The 19,452-nt window shown below is 69.3% G+C and carries 18 protein-coding genes; 1 reads left to right on the top strand and 17 read right to left on the bottom strand.

All coding sequences use genetic code 11. The features are described 5' to 3' along the window. Positions 1-14 precede the first annotated feature (14 nt). From AC1DJH_RS26515 to AC1DJH_RS26505, 3 genes are all read right to left on the bottom strand, one after another. Positions 15-1,811, bottom strand: a complete 1,797-nt coding sequence (locus AC1DJH_RS26515; protein WP_478187757.1) for an acyl-CoA dehydrogenase C-terminal domain-containing protein — start codon at positions 1,809-1,811, stop codon at positions 15-17. A gap of 76 nt (positions 1,812-1,887) precedes the next feature. Beyond that, positions 1,888-2,583, bottom strand: a complete 696-nt coding sequence (locus AC1DJH_RS26510; RefSeq protein WP_478187756.1) for a TetR/AcrR family transcriptional regulator — start codon at positions 2,581-2,583, stop codon at positions 1,888-1,890. A 153-nt stretch (positions 2,584-2,736) separates the two neighbouring features. Further along, positions 2,737-3,495 carry an SDR family oxidoreductase gene (locus AC1DJH_RS26505; protein WP_478187755.1) on the bottom strand — a complete coding sequence of 253 codons (759 nt, stop codon included), beginning with the start codon at positions 3,493-3,495 and terminating at the stop codon, positions 2,737-2,739. Between the two features lie 109 nt (positions 3,496-3,604). On the opposite strand from AC1DJH_RS26505, the gene AC1DJH_RS26500 reads away from it, so the two are divergent. Next, complete coding sequence (locus tag AC1DJH_RS26500; RefSeq protein ID WP_435486337.1) at positions 3,605-4,492, top strand: LysR family transcriptional regulator; 888 nt, start codon at positions 3,605-3,607, stop codon at positions 4,490-4,492. Positions 4,493-4,501: 9 nt separating this feature from the next. Here the strand turns inward: AC1DJH_RS26500 and AC1DJH_RS26495 are convergent, their stop codons facing one another. The 14 genes from AC1DJH_RS26495 to AC1DJH_RS26430 all read right to left on the bottom strand — a co-directional run bounded on the left by AC1DJH_RS26495 (position 4,502) and on the right by AC1DJH_RS26430 (position 19,419). Beyond that, on the bottom strand, positions 4,502-5,365 hold the full coding sequence (locus AC1DJH_RS26495) for an isocitrate lyase/PEP mutase family protein (RefSeq protein WP_472120695.1): 864 nt from the start codon (positions 5,363-5,365) through the stop codon (positions 4,502-4,504). Beyond that, a complete protein-coding gene (locus AC1DJH_RS26490; RefSeq protein WP_478187754.1) occupies positions 5,362-6,774 on the bottom strand; it encodes an FAD-dependent oxidoreductase in 1,413 nt (470 codons plus the stop codon). Before AC1DJH_RS26490 ends, AC1DJH_RS26495 begins: the two co-directional genes overlap by 4 nt. Next, positions 6,771-7,385: a cysteine hydrolase family protein gene (locus AC1DJH_RS26485; protein ID WP_478187753.1), complete on the bottom strand. Its 615-nt coding sequence runs from the start codon at positions 7,383-7,385 to the stop codon at positions 6,771-6,773. Before AC1DJH_RS26485 ends, AC1DJH_RS26490 begins: the two co-directional genes overlap by 4 nt. Then, the gene (locus tag AC1DJH_RS26480) at positions 7,382-9,436 is read right to left on the bottom strand and encodes a hydantoinase/oxoprolinase family protein (protein ID WP_478187752.1); all 2,055 of its coding nucleotides are present in this window, start codon (positions 9,434-9,436) and stop codon (positions 7,382-7,384) included. The genes AC1DJH_RS26485 and AC1DJH_RS26480 overlap by 4 nt, the downstream gene beginning before the upstream one ends. Next, complete coding sequence (locus AC1DJH_RS26475) at positions 9,433-11,130, bottom strand: hydantoinase B/oxoprolinase family protein (protein ID WP_478187751.1); 1,698 nt, start codon at positions 11,128-11,130, stop codon at positions 9,433-9,435. Before AC1DJH_RS26475 ends, AC1DJH_RS26480 begins: the two co-directional genes overlap by 4 nt. Continuing rightward, positions 11,123-11,644: a LeuD/DmdB family oxidoreductase small subunit gene (locus AC1DJH_RS26470; protein WP_478187750.1), complete on the bottom strand. Its 522-nt coding sequence runs from the start codon at positions 11,642-11,644 to the stop codon at positions 11,123-11,125. Before AC1DJH_RS26470 ends, AC1DJH_RS26475 begins: the two co-directional genes overlap by 8 nt. Further along, entirely contained in the window at positions 11,641-12,936 is a 1,296-nt protein-coding gene (locus AC1DJH_RS26465) for a 3-isopropylmalate dehydratase large subunit (RefSeq protein WP_478187749.1), read from the bottom strand. The genes AC1DJH_RS26470 and AC1DJH_RS26465 overlap by 4 nt, the downstream gene beginning before the upstream one ends. Further along, on the bottom strand, positions 12,933-13,898 hold the full coding sequence (locus tag AC1DJH_RS26460) for a tripartite tricarboxylate transporter substrate binding protein (protein ID WP_472120682.1): 966 nt from the start codon (positions 13,896-13,898) through the stop codon (positions 12,933-12,935). Before AC1DJH_RS26460 ends, AC1DJH_RS26465 begins: the two co-directional genes overlap by 4 nt. Positions 13,899-13,928: 30 nt before the next feature. Next, a complete protein-coding gene (locus AC1DJH_RS26455) occupies positions 13,929-14,639 on the bottom strand; it encodes an ABC transporter ATP-binding protein (protein WP_435437933.1) in 711 nt (236 codons plus the stop codon). Next, the gene (locus AC1DJH_RS26450; protein WP_478187748.1) at positions 14,636-15,406 is read right to left on the bottom strand and encodes an ABC transporter ATP-binding protein; all 771 of its coding nucleotides are present in this window, start codon (positions 15,404-15,406) and stop codon (positions 14,636-14,638) included. The genes AC1DJH_RS26455 and AC1DJH_RS26450 overlap by 4 nt, the downstream gene beginning before the upstream one ends. Further along, positions 15,399-16,379, bottom strand: coding sequence for a branched-chain amino acid ABC transporter permease (locus tag AC1DJH_RS26445; RefSeq protein WP_478187747.1), 981 nt, complete (start codon positions 16,377-16,379; stop codon positions 15,399-15,401). Before AC1DJH_RS26445 ends, AC1DJH_RS26450 begins: the two co-directional genes overlap by 8 nt. After that, positions 16,376-17,248 (bottom strand): branched-chain amino acid ABC transporter permease, encoded by an 873-nt coding sequence (locus AC1DJH_RS26440; protein WP_435437930.1) that lies wholly within the window; start codon positions 17,246-17,248, stop codon positions 16,376-16,378. The genes AC1DJH_RS26445 and AC1DJH_RS26440 overlap by 4 nt, the downstream gene beginning before the upstream one ends. Before the next feature lie 165 nt (positions 17,249-17,413). After that, positions 17,414-18,616: an ABC transporter substrate-binding protein gene (locus AC1DJH_RS26435; protein WP_478187746.1), complete on the bottom strand. Its 1,203-nt coding sequence runs from the start codon at positions 18,614-18,616 to the stop codon at positions 17,414-17,416. A 20-nt stretch (positions 18,617-18,636) separates the two neighbouring features. Beyond that, on the bottom strand, positions 18,637-19,419 hold the full coding sequence (locus tag AC1DJH_RS26430; protein ID WP_478187745.1) for a GntR family transcriptional regulator: 783 nt from the start codon (positions 19,417-19,419) through the stop codon (positions 18,637-18,639). Positions 19,420-19,452: the final 33 nt, after the last annotated feature.

Here is a 19,452-nt window from a genome sequence, read left to right as displayed (position 1 = left end):
GCAAGAGGCCGGCCTCAGGCCAGCGCCGCGTCGGTGTCCATCAGCACCTTGCTGCCGGCGCGCGCGGTGCGCATCAGCGTCGCGGTCTCGGGGAACAGCTTGGCGAAATAGAAGCGCGCGGTCTGCAGCTTGGCCACGTAGAACGGGTCGGTGTTGCCGGCGGCGATTTCGCGCAACGCGACCTGCGCCATGCGCGCGAACAGGTAGCCGAACACGAAGTGGCCGGCCACGCGCAGGTAGTCCACCGCGGCGGCGCCCACTTCGTCGGGGTTCTGGAAGCCCTTGAAGCCGATCTCGGTGGTGAACTTGGTGAGCTGGTCGCCCAGCATGGCAATCGGGTTGATGAACTCGGCCATCTTCTCGTTCACGCCCTCTTCTTCTACCAGCTTCGCGACCAGCTTGCCGAACTTCTTCAGCGATGCGCCGTTGTTGCCCAGCACCTTGCGGCCCAGCAGGTCCAGCGACTGGATGGTGTTGGTGCCTTCGTAGATCATGTTGATGCGGTTGTCCCGCACGAACTGCTCCATGCCCCATTCCTTGATGAAGCCGTGGCCGCCGAACACCTGCATGCACGCGTTGGTCGCGATGTGGCCGTTGTCGGTGATGAAGGCCTTCACGATGGGCGTGAGCAGCGCGACCAGTTCGCCCGAGTCCTTGCGCACCTTCTCGTCGGGGTGGTTGTGTTCCTTGTCGAGCAGCAGCGTGCAGAAGATCTGCAGCGCGCGGCCGCCTTCGGCGTAGGCCTTGGCGGTGAGCAGCATCTTGCGCACGTCGGGGTGCACGATGATCGGGTCGGCTTCCTTGTCCTTGGCCTTCACGCCCGACAGCGAACGCATCTGCGTGCGGTCCTTGGCGTAGGCCAGTGCGTTTTGATAAGCCACTTCGGTCAGGCCCAGCGACTGGTTGCCCACGCCCAGGCGCGCGGCGTTCATCATCACGAACATCGCAGCCAGGCCCTTGTTGGGCTCGCCCACCAGCGTGCCGGTGGCGCCTTCGATCACGATCTGCGCGGTGGCGTTGCCGTGGATGCCCATCTTGTGCTCCAGGCCGGCGCAGAAGATCGGGTTGCGCTCACCCAGCGAGCCGTCGGCCTTCACATGGAACTTGGGCACCACAAACAGGCTGATGCCCTTGCTCCCCTTGGGCGCGTCCGGCAGGCGGGCCAGCACCAGGTGAATGATGTTGTCCGTCATGTCGTGCTCGCCGGCCGAAATGAAGATCTTGCTGCCGGTGATGCGGTAGGTGCCGTCGGCCTGCGGCTCGGCCTTGGTGCGCAAGAGGCCCAGGTCGGTGCCGCAATGGGGTTCGGTCAGGCACATGGTGCCGGTCCACTCGCCGCTCGTGAGCTTGGGCAGGTAGGTCTTCTTCTGTTCTTCGGTGCCGTGGGCCACCAGCGCCTCGTACGCGCCGTGCGACAGGCCCGGGTACATGGTCCAGGCCTGGTTGGCGCTGTTGAGCATCTCGAACAGGCACTGGTTCACCACGAAGGGCAGGCCCTGGCCGCCGAAGGCCGGGTCGCACGACAGCGCGGGCCAGCCGCCTTCCACGTACTTGGCGTAGGCGGCCTTGAAGCCCTTGGGCGTGGTCACTTCATGGGTGGCCTTGTCGAGCACGCAGCCTTCTTCGTCGCCGCTGATGTTCAGCGGAAAGGTCACTTCGGCGGCGAACTTGCCGGCCTCTTCGATCACCGCGTTGATGGTGTCGGCATCGGTCTCGGCATGGGCCGGCAGTGCCTTGAGTTCCTCGGCGACGTTGAGCATTTCGTGCAGCACGAACTGCATGTCGCGAACGGGGGGGGTGTAGGTAGGCATCCGGAACTCTCCTGGTCGAAGCTAGATAGAAAAAAGAAAAAACAAGAACGTGAAAGCGGGGCGAGCCGCGCGCGTGTCAGCGCACGGTCTTCAGGCGGCGGCCCGCGGGTGCGGCTGCGGTGGCAGCCTCCGGCCTGGGGGCCTCGGGGGTTGCGCTGCGCGCGAGGATGTTGTCGAAACCGACGTTGGCGCGGCCGATGGAGCCGGGCACCTGGAGAAAGCGCGCCTCGTAGTGCAGCGCGAGGATCAGGCCGTGGATCTCGAAACCCACCTGGCGCTCGTCGGCGTCCGCACGCAGGTGGCCTTCGCTTTTCGACTGCACGATGGCGCGCAGCACGGCGGCCTGCCAGATGCTGACCGACTCGACCAGCGCGTCGCGCACCGGCCCCGGACGGTCGTCGAATTCGGAGGCGCCGCTGATGTAGATGCAGCCCGAGTCGATTTCGGTCGAGGTGCGCTTCATCCAGTTGGCGAACATGGCGCGCAGCCGCGGCAGGCCGCGCGGCGCCTTCAGGGCGGGGAAGAACACCTCTTGCTCGAAGCGCGCGTGGTATTCGCGCACCACCGAGATCTGCAGTTCCTCGCGCGAGCCGAAGTGGGCGAACACGCCCGACTTGCTCATCTTGGTGATCTCGGCCACGGCGCCGATCGACAGGCCTTCCAGCCCGATCTGCGCGGCCAGCGCCAGCGCGGCGTCGACGATGACGGCCTTGGTCTGCTGGCCCTTCTGGGCGGCGCGAGCGGGCTTGGCGGGAGCAGCGGTGGCGGTCATCGTGGAAATCCCAGGCAAAAAACGAACGGTCGTTCTATTTTGCAGGGACTTCGAGGTTTCGGCTTCCAGAAACCTTCAGTTGTTGAAGGTTAATTGAAACGAAAAGGGGCCGCAATCGGCCCCTTCCCTCGGTCATGTCGGCGACCGCGCGACTCAGAACTCCTGCGACACCGGCCGCACCACCACTTCGTTGATGTCCACGTTCGCCGGCTGCTCCACCGCGTAGACCACGGCACGCGCCACCGCGTCGGCCGGGATCTGGTTGGCGTCATAGAACGCCTTCACGCCGGCCGCGCTGTCGGCGTCGCTGCTGCCGAACTTCAGCTCCGACTCGACCGCGCCGGGCGACACCGTGGTCACGCGCACGCCGCTGTTGCCCATTTCGATGCGCAGCCCTTCGGAGATGGCGCGCACCGCATGCTTGGTCGCGCTGTACACCGTGCCGATGGGCGTGAACACCTTGAAGCCGGCAATGGACGCCACGTTCAGGATGTGGCCGCTGCCCTGCGCCTGCATGCGCGGCAGTACCGCGGCAATGCCGTACAGCACGCCCTTGATGTTGACGTCGATGGTACGGTCCCACTCGTCGACCTTGAGCTTCTCGATGGGCGAAAGCGGCATCACGCCCGCGTTGTTGACCAGCACGTCGATGCGCCCGAAGGCCTCAACCGTGGCCGCGGCCAGCTTGTCGAGGTCGGCGCGTTGTGCCACGTCGGTGGCCACGGCGATGGCTTCGCCGCCGGCCTCGCGGATCTCGGCGACCACCTGGTCGAGGCGCTCGGTGCGGCGCGCGGCCAGCACCACTTTCGCGCCGCGCGCGGCCAGGTGGCGCGCCATGGATTCGCCGATGCCGCTGCTCGCGCCGGTGACGATGGCGACCTTGCCCTTGATGTTGTCTTGAACGGATGTCATGGGAAATTCCTTTCGGGTGTGTTGAAGAAGTGCATGCAGTGTGGAAAATCCACGCGTTCCAGTAAATGAAACTCTGGCGACTTCAGAATTCCTCAACAAGGAACACTCCATGTCCAACCGCCTCGAAGCCCTGCGCGTCTTTTTCACCGCAGCCGATGCCGCCAACTTCCGCGAGGCCGCCGTGCGCCTGTCCGTGTCGCCGCAGGTGGTGACGCGTGCGGTGCGCGAACTGGAAGAAGAACTGGGCGAGCCGCTTTTTCACCGCAGCACGCGCGGCGTGCAGCTCACCGATTTCGGCCGGCAGCTCGCACAGCGCGCGCGTGCCGCGGTGGGCGGCGTCGACGCGCTGTTCCACCGCACCGACCGGCGCGCGCTGTCGCAGCACGCGGGCACGGTGCGGGTCACGGCGCCCAACGTGTTCGGCCGCCGGCTGATCCCGCAGGTGCTGGCGCCGATGCTGGCCGAGCATCCCGGCCTGGTGCTCGACCTGAGGCTGTCGGAGACCCATGCCGACGTGGTCGACGAGCAGATCGACATCGGGGTGCGGGCAGGCCCCATCCGCGATGCGCGCTTCGTCGCGCGCACCGTCGGCAAGATGCGCCTCTACGTGGTGGCCGCGCCGGCGCTGATCGAGCGCACCGGCATTCCGAAGAGCCTCGATGCGCTGCCCGGCTTTCCGCTCACCGCGCTGATGGACCGCAGCTCGGGCCGCCCGTGGTCGTGGTTTTTCAGCAAGGGGCGGCAGGTGCCGATCGCCGCGCCGTCCTTCGTCACCGACGACGTCGATGCGGAATGCGCGGCGGTGCTGGCGGGCATCGGCTTCGGCCAGCTCGTGGGGCCGCTGGCCGAGCCGCTGCTGCAGTCGGGCGCGCTGGTGCCGGTGCTGGAGGCCGAGGCGCCCGAGCCCTGGCCCATCCATGTCTACCGCTCGCAGCGCGCGCCGGTGCCGGCGCGCGTGCGGCTGGTGTACGACGCGCTGGTCCGCGCGTTGCGCTGAGCCGCGTCGTCAGTCGTACTTCTGGCCGGTGCGCATCAGCTCGGGCGTGCCGATCACCTCGTTGAGCGCATCGAAGTCCAGCATCTGCGGCCGCCATGGCTGCGTGGTGCGGTGCTGGTGCAGGCTTGCGTAGTAGCCCTGCAGCGTGTGCACCACCGCGCGCGCCGTGCCGCCCGGGAAGATGGCGATGCGAAAGCCGTGCTTCTGCAGTGCATCGGCATCCTGGATCGGTGTCTTGCCGCCTTCGACCATGTTGGCCAGCAGCGGCACGCGGTCGCCGAATCGCTGGCACGCCGCGTCCATCTGCGCGGGCGAGCGCAGCGCCTCGATGAAGAGCGCGTCCACGCCGCATTCGAGGTAGGCCTCGGCGCGGTCGAGCGCGGCCTCCAGCCCTTCGACCGCCACCGCGTCGGTGCGCGCGAGGATCAGCGTGTCGCTCGAGGCGCGCGCGTCCAGCGCGGCCTTCAGCTTGCCGACCATCTCGCGCTCGGGCACCACGGCCTTGCCGTCGAGGTGGCCGCAGCGCTTGGGAAAGGTCTGGTCCTCGATCTGCACCATGGCCGCGCCCGCGCGCTCGAAGCCGCGCACCGTGCGCTGCGTGTTCAGCGCGTTGCCGAAGCCGGTGTCGGCATCGACGATCACCGGCAGGTTCACGCGCTCGGTGATGCGCGCGAGCGTGTCGGCCACCTCGGTGAAGGTGGTCAGGCCGATGTCGGAGCGGCCCAGCCGCGTGTAGGCGATGGAGGCGCCCGAGAGGTACAGCGCCTCGAAGCCGGCCTGCTCGGCCACCAGTGCGCTCAGCGCGTCGTACACGCCCGGGGCCAGCACGATGTCGTTGCGCGCCAGCCGGGTCTTGAAGTTCTCGGTCGTCATGCGGACGCCTCCTTGGATCGAATGAACGCGGCAGCCGTGTGCGCCGCGATGTAGCCACCGGCCACGGCGCTCAGCAGGCCGTTGCCGGAGAGATAGCCCCACACCGCGTCGCCCGAGACGCCACCCGCCGCGCCGCCCGCCGCGAGCAGGTTGGGCAGCGGCGTGCCGTCTTGCCGCAGCACGCGCATGTCGGGCGCGGTGGCCAGGCCGCCCTGGGTGTGGAAGAGCGCGCCGGTCACCTTGACGGCGAAGTACGGCGCGTCGAGCCCGCGTGCGAACACGCGGCCGTCGGCGCCCGGGGTGCCAGCGCGCAGCGCATCGAGCGTGGCCTGCAGCACCGCGCGCTCGCAGCCGATGCAGTCGGCCAGCGCATCCACCGAGTCGCAGCGGCGCAGCGCGCCCGCCGCCTCGGCCTCGCAGAAATCGGGAAAGCCGCGCGACAGCGCGAGCAAGGGCGTGTCGAACACGTTCCACGCAATGCCGCCCGGCTGCGCCAGCACATGCACCGCAGCCTCGGAGTAGCCCTGCGTTTCGTCGTGGAAGCGACGGCCTTCGCTGTTGAGCTGCACGCCGCCTTCCATCATGACGGCCCACGACATCAAGGCGCCCTGCGGCGTCACCCACGAGCCGTGCCCCTGGTAGCCGCCCAGGTCGCGCAGTTGCGCACCCAGCGCCTCGCCCCAGAGGATGGCGCTGCCGTCGTTGCCCACATGCCCGCCGAAGGTGGCCTCGGCCATCTCGGGCAGCAGCGTGCGCACCATCTGCGTGTTGCCGCCGAAGCCGTTGCAGGCGAGCAGCAGCGCGTCGCAGCCCAGCGTCTCGTGCCGGCCGTCGGGGCGCAGGTAGTCGATGCCGATCACGCGGTCTTCGTCGTCGAGCACCAGCGTGTCGACCACCGCCTGCGTGAGCACGGGGACGCCGGCGGCCTCGACAGCGGCCTGCAGCGCCGCCATGAGCGCGGCGCCCGTCTTCTGCGGCAGCGCGTGCATGCGGTGCACGCTGTGGCCGGGGTAGAGAAAGCCGTCGAGCAGCATCCACGCCAGGCCGTGGCGTTCCTGCAGCGCATCGAGCGCAGGGCCGATGGCGGCGGCATAGGCCTCGACCAGCGCCGGTACCGCACGGCCGTGCGCCTTGGCCTGGATGTCGGCCGCGAAGCGCGCCGCGCTGTCGCCGGCCACGCCGTGCGCGCGCTGCGTGCGCGTGCCCGGCGCGGGAATGAAGCCCGAGGACAGCGCGGTCGATCCGCTCAGCAGCGCATCGCGTTCGAGCACCACGCAGTCGACGCCGGCATCGGCCAGCATCAGCGCGGCGGTGAGCCCGCAGGCGCCACCGCCGACGATGGCCACCGACACATGCACGTCGGCCTCGACCGCCGCCGCGCGGCGAATGGTTCGCACGGGTTGCGTCATGCGATCGAATCGATGAAGGGCTGGCAGTTCGTGACCTCGGCCACGTTGCGCATGTCGGCCAGCGAGGTGTTGTGGCGCTCCTCGCCGAAGGCCGCGCAGCCGTCGCCCAGCACCAGCGTGCGGTAGTCGCGCATGTGCGCGTCGCGCACCGTGCTGGCCACGCCGCCGTTGGTGACGATGCCGCAGACCGCCACGGTGGCTATGCCCGCGCGCCGCAGCACCCAGTCGAGCTGCGTGTTGAAGAAGGCCGAGTACGCGACCTTGCTGACGGTCACGTCGACCAGGCCCGCGAGCGCATCGACGTTGGCCTGGCCCCAGCTGCCGGGCGCGAAGTCGCCCTTGGCCAGGTACGGGCGCAGCGCCTTCAGGTGCGGCGACACCATCGGCTCGCCCTTCGCATCGGGCCACAGCGTGAACTGGCTCGCGACAACCAGCCCACCCGCCGCCTTCAGCGCGCGCGCCACGGCGGCCACGCGCTCGGGCAGCAGCAAGGCCGGCGGATTGGTGTCGCCGCCGCGCGCATAGGCGCCCTTGGCATCCAGAAAGTCGTTCTGCAGGTCGATGACGACCAGCGCCGTCTTCGCCGCGACGATCTTCGCGCCTTCGCTCACGACGGCCTCACCAGCAGGTTGCCGTGCGCATCGACCTCGGCATGGAAGCCGGGTTCCAGCCACACCGTGGTGTCGGCCTGCTCCAGGATCGCGGGCCCGTCGATGCGCGAGGCCACCGGCAGTTCGAGCCGTGCATAGCGCACCGCGTCGTGCCACTGCCCTTGATGGAAAACGCGCTGCGTGCCCAGCGGCGCAGTGCTGCCCTCGCCTTCGGGCGCCAGCACCTTCAAGTCGAACTTGGGCCGCACGCCGATGCGCGCGTAGCGCAGGTTCATCACGCGGATGGCGATGCCGTCGAGCACGCGGCCGAAGGCTGCCGTGTAGGCCGCCTCGAAGGCGGTGCGGATGGATGCGGCCGTGAGCGGCGCCTTGCCCGCATCGGCCAGCACCACGGGCAGCGTGTGCGTCTGGCCGGCGTAGAGCATGTCGAGCGCGACGACCTGCCTCACCTCGTCGAAGCGCACGCCCGAAGAATCGAGCCGTTGCTGGCAGCTGGCGGCCAGCGCGTCGATGCGGCGCTGCACATCGGCCACGTCCAGCTCGGCCAGCGGCTTGTTGAGTGTCTGCACCGCGTCGTGGCGCATGTCGGCGATCACGCAGCCCAGCGCGGAAGTCACGCCGGGGTAGCGCGGCACGATGCCCGTGGCCACGCCCACCTCGCGCATCATGGCGCACACATGCAGCGCGCCGCCGCCGCCGAAGGGCATGTAGGCGAAGCGGCGCGGGTCGTGTCCGCGCTCGATGGACACGAGGCGGATGGCACCGGCCATGCGCGCATTGGCCACGGTCAAAATCGCTTCGGCCGCCGCGTACACATCGAGGCCCAGCGGGCGTGCCACATGTTCCTCGATGGCCTGGCGCGACTTCTCTGCGTCCAGCGCGGCGAGCAGCCCGCCGCCCAGCGGACGGTCGGCGGCGATGCGCCCCAGCAGCACGTTCGCATCGGTCACCGTCGGGCGCATGTTGCCGCGCCCATAGCAGGCCGGGCCAGGCACGCTGCCCGCTGACTCGGGGCCCACCTGCAGCATGCCGCTCGCATCCACCGACGCGATGGAGCCGCCGCCGGCGCCGATGGTCTCGATCTGGATCATGGGCGAGCGGATCACCATGCCGAACTCGATGGCGGTCTGCGCCGCCAGCGCGGCCTCGCCGTTGGCCACCAGCGACACGTCGAAAGACGTTCCGCCCATGTCGCCCGTGATCGCGTTCGGAAAGCCCGCCGCGCGCGCAATGGCCGCGCAGGCGATCACGCCGGCCGCCGGGCCCGACAGCGCGGTGCGCACCGGCAGGTCGCTGGCGGTCTGGCGCGACATCACGCCGCCGTTGCTCTGCACCACCAGCAGCTCGCCGGCGAAGCCCTGCGCGCGCAGGTCTCTCTCCAGCCGGCCCAGGTAGCTGCCCACCACCGGCTGCAGCGCGGCGTTGAGCGTGGCGGTCGAGCAGCGCTCGAACTCGCGGATCTCGGGCAGCACCTCGCTGGCCGAGGTCACGTGCGGGTTGGGCCACAGTTCGCGCACCGCGGCCACGGCCAGGCGCTCGTTCTCGGGGTTGGCGTAGGTGTTGATGAAGAACACGCACACCGCCTCGCAGCCGGCTTCGAGCAGCGAGCGTGCTTCGGCGCGCACCTGCTCCAGGTCGACCGCCGTGTGCAGCGTGCCGTCGGCCAGCACGCGCTCGTCCACCTCGCGGCGCAGGTCGCGCGGCACCACGGGCTTGAAGCTGCCGCGCAGGCCCCAGGTCTCGGGCCGGTCGCGGCGGCGCAGCTCGAGCACGTCGCGGAAACCGCGCGTGGTGATGATGCCGGTGCGCGCCACCTTGCGCTCCAGCAGCGCGTTGGTACCCACGGTGGTGCCGTGCACGATGGTCGAGATGTCGGCGGCCGAGTCGGCCACGCGCGCCACGCCGTTCATGAAGCCGCGCGCTTCCTCGCCGCGGGTGGACGGCACCTTGACGATGCGCGCGGTGCCGTTGGCTTCGTCGAGCACGAACAGATCGGTGAAGGTGCCGCCGACATCGACGCCGACGACAAGGGATTTGGCAGGGGAAGTCATTCGGAGGCTTTCTTCTTGCTGTCGGTGTTCACGTAGCCCATGGCCGCGTCGGCCTCGCGCTGCGCAGGGTTGCGCCGGGCGCCATGGCCCCAGCCGCCGCCACCGGGGGTTTCCAGCCGCACGCGCTCGCCGCGCGCCAGCGTGATGCCGCGCATCTTCGAGACCATGGGCGGTGTGTGCCACTCGCCCGCGTTCTCGTAGCTAAACACGTTGACCGCGCCCGGGCCGCCGCCCGCGATGCCCTTGGGCGGCGAGGTGCCGCGCTCGCCGAAGACGAACACCTCGGCGTCCTTCTCGAGCAGTTCGATTTCATAGACGGCGCCCAGGCCGCCGCGGTGCTGGCCGTCGCCGCCGGAGTCGGCGCGCAGCGACCATTCGGTGAAGCGCACCGGGTAGGCGGCTTCGAGAATCTCGAGCGGCGGAATGGTCGCGGTCGAGATCGGCGCGTTGCCGTGCGACAGCCCGTCGCCGCCCGAGTGCCCGCCGTGCCCGCCGCCGAAGAAGCTGAACATCACCCAGCGCTGGCCCTCGCGGCCCTTGTCGCTGCGGTGCCCCGCGATCGACAGCGCATTGATGGTGCCGTAGGCCTGCGCCACGGCGCGGGTGGGGTCGGCCTGCGCGGCGGCGCTGAAGATCACGTCGATCATGCGCAGGATGGTCTCGGTGTAGCCGCCGACCGGGCGCGGGCGTTCGCAGCTGATCACTAGCTTGTCGGGAATGACGAAGTCCACCGCATCGAGCACGCCGGCATTGGCGGGCACGTCGGGGAACAGGTGCTTGAGCGCGACGTAGCAGGCCGCGATGGCGGTGGCGCGCGAGATGTTCACCGGCCCCGCGCATTGCGGCGAGGTGCGCGAGAAGTCGAGCGTGAGCCGGTCGCCGGCCACGGTCATGTCGAGCGCGATGGTCAGCGGCTCGTTGACGATGCCGTCGTTGTCCAGCACGTCGTCGAAGCTGTAGCGCCCGTCGGGCAGCGAGGCGATGTGCGAGCGCATCAGGCGCAGCGCGCGGGTGCGCAGCTCGCTCAATGCGTTCAGCACCAGGTCGTCGCCGTACTCGTCGAGCAGGCCGTTCAGCCGCTTCTCGCCGAGCTCCAGCGCGGCGAGCTGGCCGTTCAGGTCGCCCCACAGGCTGTCGGGCAGGCGCGTGTTGGCCTGCAGGATGGCCAGCACGTCGGCGTCGAGCACGCCGTTGCGCACGATGCGCACCGGCGGAATCTGCACCGCCTCCTGCCAGCACTCGGTGGCCGCGGGGTTGTAGTTGCCGGGCACCGCGCCGCCCACGTCGTGCCAGTGCGCGGCCGAGGCCATGTGGCAGTAGAGCTTGCCGTTGCGAAAGAAGGGCTTCACCAGCTTGAAGTCGTTGGCGTGCGTGCCGCCGTCGTAGGCGTCGTTGCTGATCCAGATGTCGCCGTCCTTCATGCCGCCGCGCGGCTCGGCGGCCTTGGCGGTGGCGCGCACGGCGAAGGCCATGGCGCCCACGAACACCGGCAGGCCCGACTTGCCCTGCACCAGCGTGTCGCCGGTGGTGGCGTCGTACAGGCCGTGGCAGGCGTCGTGCGCCTCGGCAATGATGGGGTTGAACGCGCTGCGGTAGAGCGTGGCGTCCATCTCGTCGGCCACCTGTTCGAGGCGGCCGCGCAGCACGGCGAGCGTGACGGGGTCGAGTGTTGTGGCGGAAGAAGGATCAGGCATCGGGGGCTTTCTTGAAGGCGGGGCGGCTGGAGCGCTGGCGCAGCTGGTTCAACAGTCCGCCGGCGCGGACCATGTCCATGAGGAATGGCGGCACCGGCTCGCAGGCCAGGCGCCGGGCGCCGGGTGCAACGATCTCGGGTGCCGTGGTGTCGAGGGCGATCTGCTCGCCCTCGTTCAGCGTTTCGGCCTCGGCGCAGGTCAGCAGCAGCAGGCCCACGTTGAAGGCATTGCGAAAGTACAGGCCGCTGTACGAAGGCGCGACGACTGCCGCCACGCCCAGGTGCACCAGCACGGCGGCGGCCTGCTCGCGCGAGGAGCCGATGCCGAAGTTGGGCCCGGCCACCAGCACGTCGCCGCGCTGCACACCGGCGGCGAAGTCGGGGCGGATGGCTTCGAGGCAGTGCTTCGCGATGATGTCGATGCCGTGCTTCATGGCATGGCCCGGCGCGAGCAGGTCGGTGTCGATGTCGGCGCCCAGGCGCCAGACGCGGTGGGTGGCGCGTGTCACGCTCATTGCAGCACCTCGCGCGGATCGGTCACCTGGCCGCGCAGCGCCGCGGCCGCCACCGTGTAGGGCGAGCCCAGGTACACCTGCGCGGTCGGCGAACCCATGCGGCCCTTGAAGTTGCGCGCCGTGGTCGAGATGACGGTGATGTCGTCGCCCATCGGGTCGCCATAGCCCGAGCAGGCGCCGCAGGCGGTCGGGAACAGCTCGGCGCCCGCGTCCATCAGCACCTGCAGCACGCCCTCGGCGCGCGCCTGCTCCTGGTCCTGGATGCTGGCGGGCGCGACGATCAGGCGGATGCCCGCCGCCACCTTGTGCCCGCGCAGCACCTGGGCCGCGGCGCGCAGGTCGTCGAGCTTGGCGCCGGTGCACGCGCCGATGTAGGCCACGTCCACGTGCGTGCCCGCATAGCGGCTCACGCCGTGCGAGTTGGCCGGGCTGTGCGGCGCGGCGATGTGCGGCTCCAGCGTGGCGGCGTCGAAGCGGTGGCGCGTGAAGTCGGCGCCCTCGTCGGTGAACCAGCGGGCCATGTCCGCTCGTGGGGCGCCCGCGCCTTCGAGAAAGGCGGCCGTGGTCTCGTCGGGCGCGATCAGCCCGGCCTGCGCGCCCAGCTCGGCGCTCATGTTCGACAGCGTCATGCGCTCCTGCATCGACAGCGCCTTGACGGCCGGCCCGGCGAACTCCACCGCCTGGTAGCGCCCGCCGTTCATGCCGAAGCGCCCGATCATGTGCAGCATCATGTCCTTGGCGGTCACGCCCGCGGGCAGTGCGCCGTCCCACCACATGCGGATGGTCTCGGGCACGCGCAGCCAGATCTCGCCGGTGACGACCACGCCGAGCATCTCGGTGCTGCCCACGCCGAACATGTAGGCACCGAAGGCGCCGCCGGTGGGCGAATGCGAGTCGCCGCCCACGCACAGCATGCCGGGGCGGATGTGGCCGTGCTGCGGCACCACCACGTGGCAGATGCCCTGGCTGTCGTACACGTGCGGCAGCTGCTGGTCGCGCGCCCAGTCGCGCGCGATGCGCACGATGCGGCGCGAGTCGTCGTCGCGCTCGGGCACGTAGTGGTCCATCACGAGCACGATGCGCGAGCGGTCCCAGATCTGCGCGCCCAGCTCCTCGAGCATGGGCTTCAGGCGGCGCGGGCCCGAGGAGTCGTGGAACATCGCAAGGTCGACGCCGCAGGTCACGATCTCGCCCACCGCCACATGGCCGCGGCCGCTGGCGCGCGCGATGAGCTTCTGCGCCAGCGTCTGCGTTGGCGTCCCGGGCGTGCGGTTCAGTGCAGGCGAGGTCATTCCGGCTTGGCTCCGGAGAACTTCACGACCTTGGCCCAGCGCGGGATCTCGCTCTGCACGAAGGCGGCGAACTGCTCGGGCGAGTTGCCGACCGGAATCGCGCCTTCGGTCTCCAGCCGCTTGCGCATGTCGGGCTGCTGCAGCGCCTGGCGCGCCGCGTCGCCGAGCTTGCGCGCCACGTCGGCGGGCAGGCGTGCCGGGCCGAACAGGCCGAACCAGGCGCTCGACTCGTAGCCCGGCAAGGCCTCGGCAATGGCCGGCACGTCGGGGAACGCGGGCAGGCGCTTGGCGGTGGTCACGCCCAGCGCCTTGAGCTTGCCGGCCTGGATGTGGGCCTTGACGTTGCCCACCGCCGCGAACATCAGCTGCACCTGGCCCGCGAGCAGGTCCTGCACGGCGGGCGCGGTGCCCTTGTAGGGAATGTTCACGATGTCCACGCCCGACTGCATCTTGAAGTCTTCGCCCGCCATGTGCAGCGACGAGCCCACCGCGCCGATGGCGAAGTTGAGCTGCCCCGGCTTGGCCTTGGCGAGCGCGATGAGTTCGCGCACGTTTTTCACCGGCAGGCTCGGGCTGGCGACCAGGATGGACGGCGAGGTGGCCACGCAGGTGAGCGCCGTGAAGTCCTTCACCGGATCGAAGGGCAGCGTGGGATACAGCGTGGCATTGATGGCATGGCTGGTGAAGCTCAGCAGGAGCGTGTGGCCGTCGGGCGCGGCCTTGGCGACCGCGTCGGCGGCGATGTTGCCGCCGGCGCCGGGCTTGTTCTCGACGATGACGGTGCGGCCCAGCGCGGGGCCCATGCTGACGGCCAGCGAGCGGGCCAGCGTGTCGGTCGAGCCGCCGGCGGGCGCGCCGACGAGGATGCGCACCGGCGCGCCGCCGATCTGCGCGCGAGCGCCAGCGGCGAAGGCCAATGCGGCCAGCGCGGGGGGCGCGATGAGGATGTCACGGCGTTTCATAGGATGGTCTCCTTGTTTTTGTCGCGGGGCTCACAGCCCCAGGTAGGCGCGCCGCAGTTCGTCGCTGCCCAGCAGCGCGTCGGGCTTGCCCGAGAAGCGCACGCTGCCGTTTTCCAGCACGTAGGCGCGGTCGGCAATTTCCAGCGACTGGCCCACGTTCTGCTCGACCAGCAGCACCGCGAGGCCGCCATCGCGCAGCGTGCGGATGAGCGTGAACATCTCTTCCACCAGCAGCGGCGAGAGGCCCAGCGAAGGCTCGTCGAGGATCAGCAGCACCGGCTCGGCCATGAGCCCGCGTGCGATGGCCAGCATCTGCTGCTCGCCGCCGCTCATGGTGCCGGCGTGCTGCGCGATGCGCTCGCGCAGGCGCGGGAAGATGTGGAACATCTTCTCGACGTTGGCCGCACGTCGCTCGCGGGCGCGGGTGAAGGAGCCCAGCTCCAGGTTCTCCAGCACACTGAGGTTGGGGAACACCTTGCGGCCTTCGGGCACCTGGATGAGGCCGGCCTTGACCACGTCTCGGTAGTGCGCGCCGGTGAGGTCCTTGCCGTCGAAGCGCACGGTGCCGCTCCAGGCGGGCACGAGGCCGCAGACCATCTTGTTGAGGGTCGACTTGCCCGCGCCGTTGCTGCCCAGCAGCGCGACCATCTCGCCGGCGTTGACCTGCAGGTCGACGCCGCGCAGCACTTCCACGCGGCCGTAGCCGCCGCGCAGGCCTTGAATGTCCAGCAGCGCGCTCATGCCTGGGCTCCCGATCCTGCCGCCGCGGCCTTGCGCAGGCGCGCCGCCGTGCCGTGTCCCAGGTACGCCTCGACCACCCGGTCGTCGGAAGTCACCTGCGCCGGGTTGCCCTCAGCAATGAGCTGGCCCTGCGCCAGCACCCACACATGCTCGGCCAGGTTCATCACGGCCTGCATCACGTGTTCGATCATCAGCACGGTCACGCCGCTGTCGGCAATGCCGCGCACCACCGGCATCATCTCGGCGATCTCCTGCGGGTTGAGGCCTGCAAGCACTTCGTCGAGCAGCAGCAGGCGAGGCCGCGTGGCGAGCGCGCGGGCGAGTTCGAGGCGCTTGCGGCCGGCCACGGTGAGGTCCGACGCGGGCTTGTCGAGCTGCGGCGCGAGGCCCACGCGTTGCGCGACGGCCTCGGCGTTCTGCAGGGCTTCGGCGCGGTTGCGCACGTGCAGGTGCGCGCCCACGGCGATGTTCTCGCGCACGGTCTGCGCGGCGAAGGGCTTCACGATCTGGAAGGTGCGCGTCATGCCGAGCACGGCGTTGCGGTGCGGCTCGCGGCCGGTGATGTCCTGGCCGGCAAACCGCACGGTGCCGGCGTCGGGCTTCAGGAAGCCCGACATCAGCGCGAACAGCGTGGTCTTGCCCGCGCCGTTCGGCCCGATCAGCGCCGTGAGGCTGCCTTGCTGCACGGCCAGGCTCACGTTCTGCACGGCCTTCAGGCCGCCGAAGGAGCGCGAGATGCCGTCGAGTTTCAGGAGAGGCTCAGTCATGCTTGCCTCCCTTGGCGTTCCACAGTTGCCGCACCGAGAGCCCCAGGCCCGCGACACCGCGCGGCAGGAAGATCACGATGAGCACGAGCACCGTGCCGTAGATGACCATGTTGATGCCCGGCAGCTCGCCGAACAGGTTGCGCGTGAAGTCCGACAGCAGGTGCAGCACCGCCGCGCCGAGCACCGGCCCCCACAGCGTGCCCATGCCGCCCACGATGGCCGCGACCAGCGCCTCGACCGAGGTGACCGAGCCGTAGGCGATGCCCGCATCGATGTACTGGAACACCTGCACGTAGAACCCGCCGGCCGCGCCCATGAAGGCCGCCGAGATGCCGATGGCCGCGAGCTTGACGCGGAACGGGTTCACGCCCACGGCGCGCGCGGCGTCCTCGTTGTCGCGCACGGCCTGCAGGTAGGCGCCGAAGCGGCCGTTGCGCAGCCACCAGGTGACCAGCAGCGCGACGACGACCATGGCGAGCACCAGCCACAGGTAGGCCGCGCGCGAGGCGAACTGCATGTTGCCGACCGATTCGCGCAGCGGCACCATGAGCCCGACGCCGCCGCCGGTGAAGGGCACCGAGGTCGCGACGATGCGGAACACTTCGGCGAAGGCCAGCGTGACGAGCGCGAAATACGAGCCCTTCAGACCGTAGCGGAAGGTGAGCGCGCCGACGAACAGGCCCACCAGCGCGGCGCCGGCCACGGCCATCGGCAGTGCGACCCACGGGTTGAACCCGCCCTGCAGTTGCGCGATGGCCTGGATGTAGGCACCGGTGCCGAAGAACAGCGCATGCCCGAACGAGAACTGCCCGCCGAAGCCGCCGAGGATGTTCCAGGCCTGCGCGATGAGGGTGGCGTAGAGCGCCATCATCACGAAGTTGAGCATGACGCCCGACTGGGTGACCAGCGGCACGCAGCCGACGACCACGGCGAAGAGCGCGATGCCCGCGAGCTGTTTCGTTCCCGCGTTCATGCCTTGGCTCCGAACATGCCCTGCGGGCGGAACAGCACGACGCCGATGAAGATGGCGAAGATGCCGATCTGGCCGAGCGACTCGCCCAGGTAGAGGCCGCCGAGCGACTCGACCACGCCCACGAGCAGGCCGCCGATGAGCGCGCCCACGAAGCTGCCCATGCCGCCGAGCACGACGATGGTGAAGGCCACGAGCACGAAGCCGCCGCCCACCTGCGGGTTGACGTAGTACGCGGGCAGCAGGAAGCACGCCGCCGCGCCGAGGCACGCCAGGCCGATGCCGAAGCTCATGGCATACACGTGGTCGACGTCGATGCCCATGAGCTTGGCGCCCTCCTTCTCCTTGGCCACGGCGCGGATGGCCCGGCCGAGGTCGGTGCGGCCCATGATCCAGAACAGGATGCCCGACACCGCGAGCGCACCGGCGAAGGCGATGAGCTTGGGCACGGCGATCATGGCGGGGCCGATGGCGACGGTGCTCAGCGAGTAGGCGGTGTCGATGCTGCGGGTGTCGGACTTGAAGAACAGCAGCGCGAGGTTCTCCATGACGATGGAAATGCCGAGCGTGGCGAGCAGGATGTTCTCGTCCTTGCCGTGGCCCGCGCGGTTGATGACAACGCGTTGCAGCGCATAGCCGAGCGCGAACATGCCCAGGATGGCGATGGGCAGCGCCATGTAGGGGTCGATGCCCAGGCGCTCCTTGAGGAAGTAGACGACGTAGAGGGCCAGCATCAGGCTAGCGCCGTGGGCGAAGTTGATGATGTGCAGCACGCCGTAGATCAGCGTGAGGCCCACGGCGATCAGGGCGTACACGGCGCCTGTGGTCAGTCCGTTGAGGACCGAGGGGAAGAGGATGTTGATGTCTAGCATTGGCTGGCTGGGTGCTTGGCTTCTTGTCTCTTTGTTCGGGCAGCCCGGCATGCAGTGCGGGCCATGCGACCCCGCTGCGCCGGCCCGCACCGCATGCCGGGCTGCGTGGCCGATCGGTCGCGGCCAGGGATCGGGGGGCTCACCGCCATTGCGTCCACCACTCGCTCAGGCCTTGAGCGGGAAGACGGGATCCACTTCGCGGTAGTCGCGCGGAATGATCACCTTGATGTCGTTCTTCACCACCTGCGTCATCAGCGGCTGCGCGCCCTCGTTCTGGCCATTGACGAACCTGGTCGGGCCGTACGGCATGATGTGATTCGAGAAGGTGCTCTTCTCCAGCGCGTCGATGATGGCGGCGCGGTCCATCGACTTGGCGCGCTCGATGGCATCGGCCAGCAGCCACATCGAGGTGTAGGTCATGAAGACCTCGTAGCTGAAGAACTGGCCCTTGGCCTCCACGCGCTTGCGCAGCTCCTGCGAGCGCTTGTCCTTCGGGTTGAACCAGTGGTTGCAGTCGATGATGCCGTTGGCCGCGTCCGGAAATTCCTTCACGAACTTGTAGCTCGACGCGGCGCCGCCCAGCACCGAGAAGATGGCCTTGGGCACCACCTTCTGCTGCTGCATGGTGCGCACCAGCAGCGCATATTCGTTGTAGTAGTTGGCCGGAATCACGATGTCGGGGTTGACCGACTTCATGCGCAGCACGATGTTGTTGAAGTCGCGCGTGGGGTTGGCGTGCTTCACCACCTCCTTCACCTCGAAGCCGTAGCCAGGCAGTTCGCGAGACAGCAGCTGCGCGGTGCCGGCGCCGAAGAGCGACTCCTCGTGGATGATCATCACGGTCTTGGCGGGGCTGCCCGCGGCCTTGTTGAGCACCAGCAGGTTGGCCATGGCGACCTCGGTCGACTTCTTGTAGCCGGGGCCGAAGCGGAAGGTGTTCTTCAGGCCGCGCTCGACGATCTGGTCGGCCACGCCCACGTCGACCACGTGCGGCAGGTTGTACTTGGCCGCGGCCTGCGTGGTGGCCAGGCAGATGGCCGAGGCGAAGGCGCCCACGATGGCGGACACGCCGGCCTCGTTCATCTTCTCGACCTCGGCGGCACCGGCCTGCGGCTGCGACTGCGCGTCGCCCAGCAGGGCCTCGAGCTTCGCGCCGCCGAGCGACTTGATGCCGCCCGCCGCGTTGATGTCCTCGATGGCCATGAGCGCACCCAGGCGGCACTGCTGGCCCGAATAGGCCAGCGCACCGGTGACCGGATGCAGCACGCCGACCTTGACGGTCTTGGGCTGCGCACCGGCCACGAGCGGGAAGGCGACGGCGGTGGCCAGGGCGGCCGACTGCGACACGAAACGACGGCGGTTCTGCATGGTGAGGCTTTCCTTTTTCTTCAGTTGAACTGGGCTGACACGTCTTTGCTGACCCACACCTTGGCGTCGATGCTGCCCACGCGGGAGAGCTGCATTTCGTAGGTGTAGCGGTCGGGGCGGTAGAGGCCGTGCAGCCACTGCACGGGCCGCTCGTCTTCGTCGTAGATGAGGCGGCGCACCGCGAGCAGGGCCGAACCGACCGACACGTCCAGGTGCTGTGCGAGCACGTTGTCGGCCAGGCGGGCCGAGATGGTCTGGTGCGCGCGGCCCACCTTGACGCCCGATTCCTCGAGCAGCACCAGGATGGGCTTCTTCGACAGCTCGCGCCGCCCGAAGCGGCGCGCGATGGTGTCGGGCACGTAGGTGGTGATGTGCGAAAGCGGGCCTTCCTTGGTGGAACGCACGCGCACGGCCTTCTGCACAGGGTCGCCGAGCTTCAGCTGCAGCGCCTCGGCCACCTGCGTGGACGCGGTGATGGTCGCCACGTCGATCACCTTGACGGAGGTGTGCAGGCCCATGGTGACCAGGTTCTCGAGCAGGCCGCGCAGATTGGCGCGCTCCATGCTCTTGCCGCTGGGACCGTCGCCAAGCACCGGGGGCGGCAGCGCGCGCGTGCGACGCCCGGGGTTGCGCTCGATCAGGCCTTCGGAGGCCAGCTGCTCGAGCGCGCGGCGCACCGTGACGCGCGCCACGCCGAACTGCGCCATGAGCGCGAGTTCACCGGGCAGCCCTTCGGCAAAACGCCCCTCGTGCAACTGCTCGCGCAGCACCAGGTAGATCTGGTGGTATTTCGGCAAAGGCATTTGCGACATGCCTTTGATGTTTTTGCAGTTTCA

The organism is Variovorax sp. 10N412 (assembly GCF_056394985.1).
Note: the sequence above shows the minus strand (reverse complement) of the source record. Positions and strands in the feature narration are given on the sequence as shown.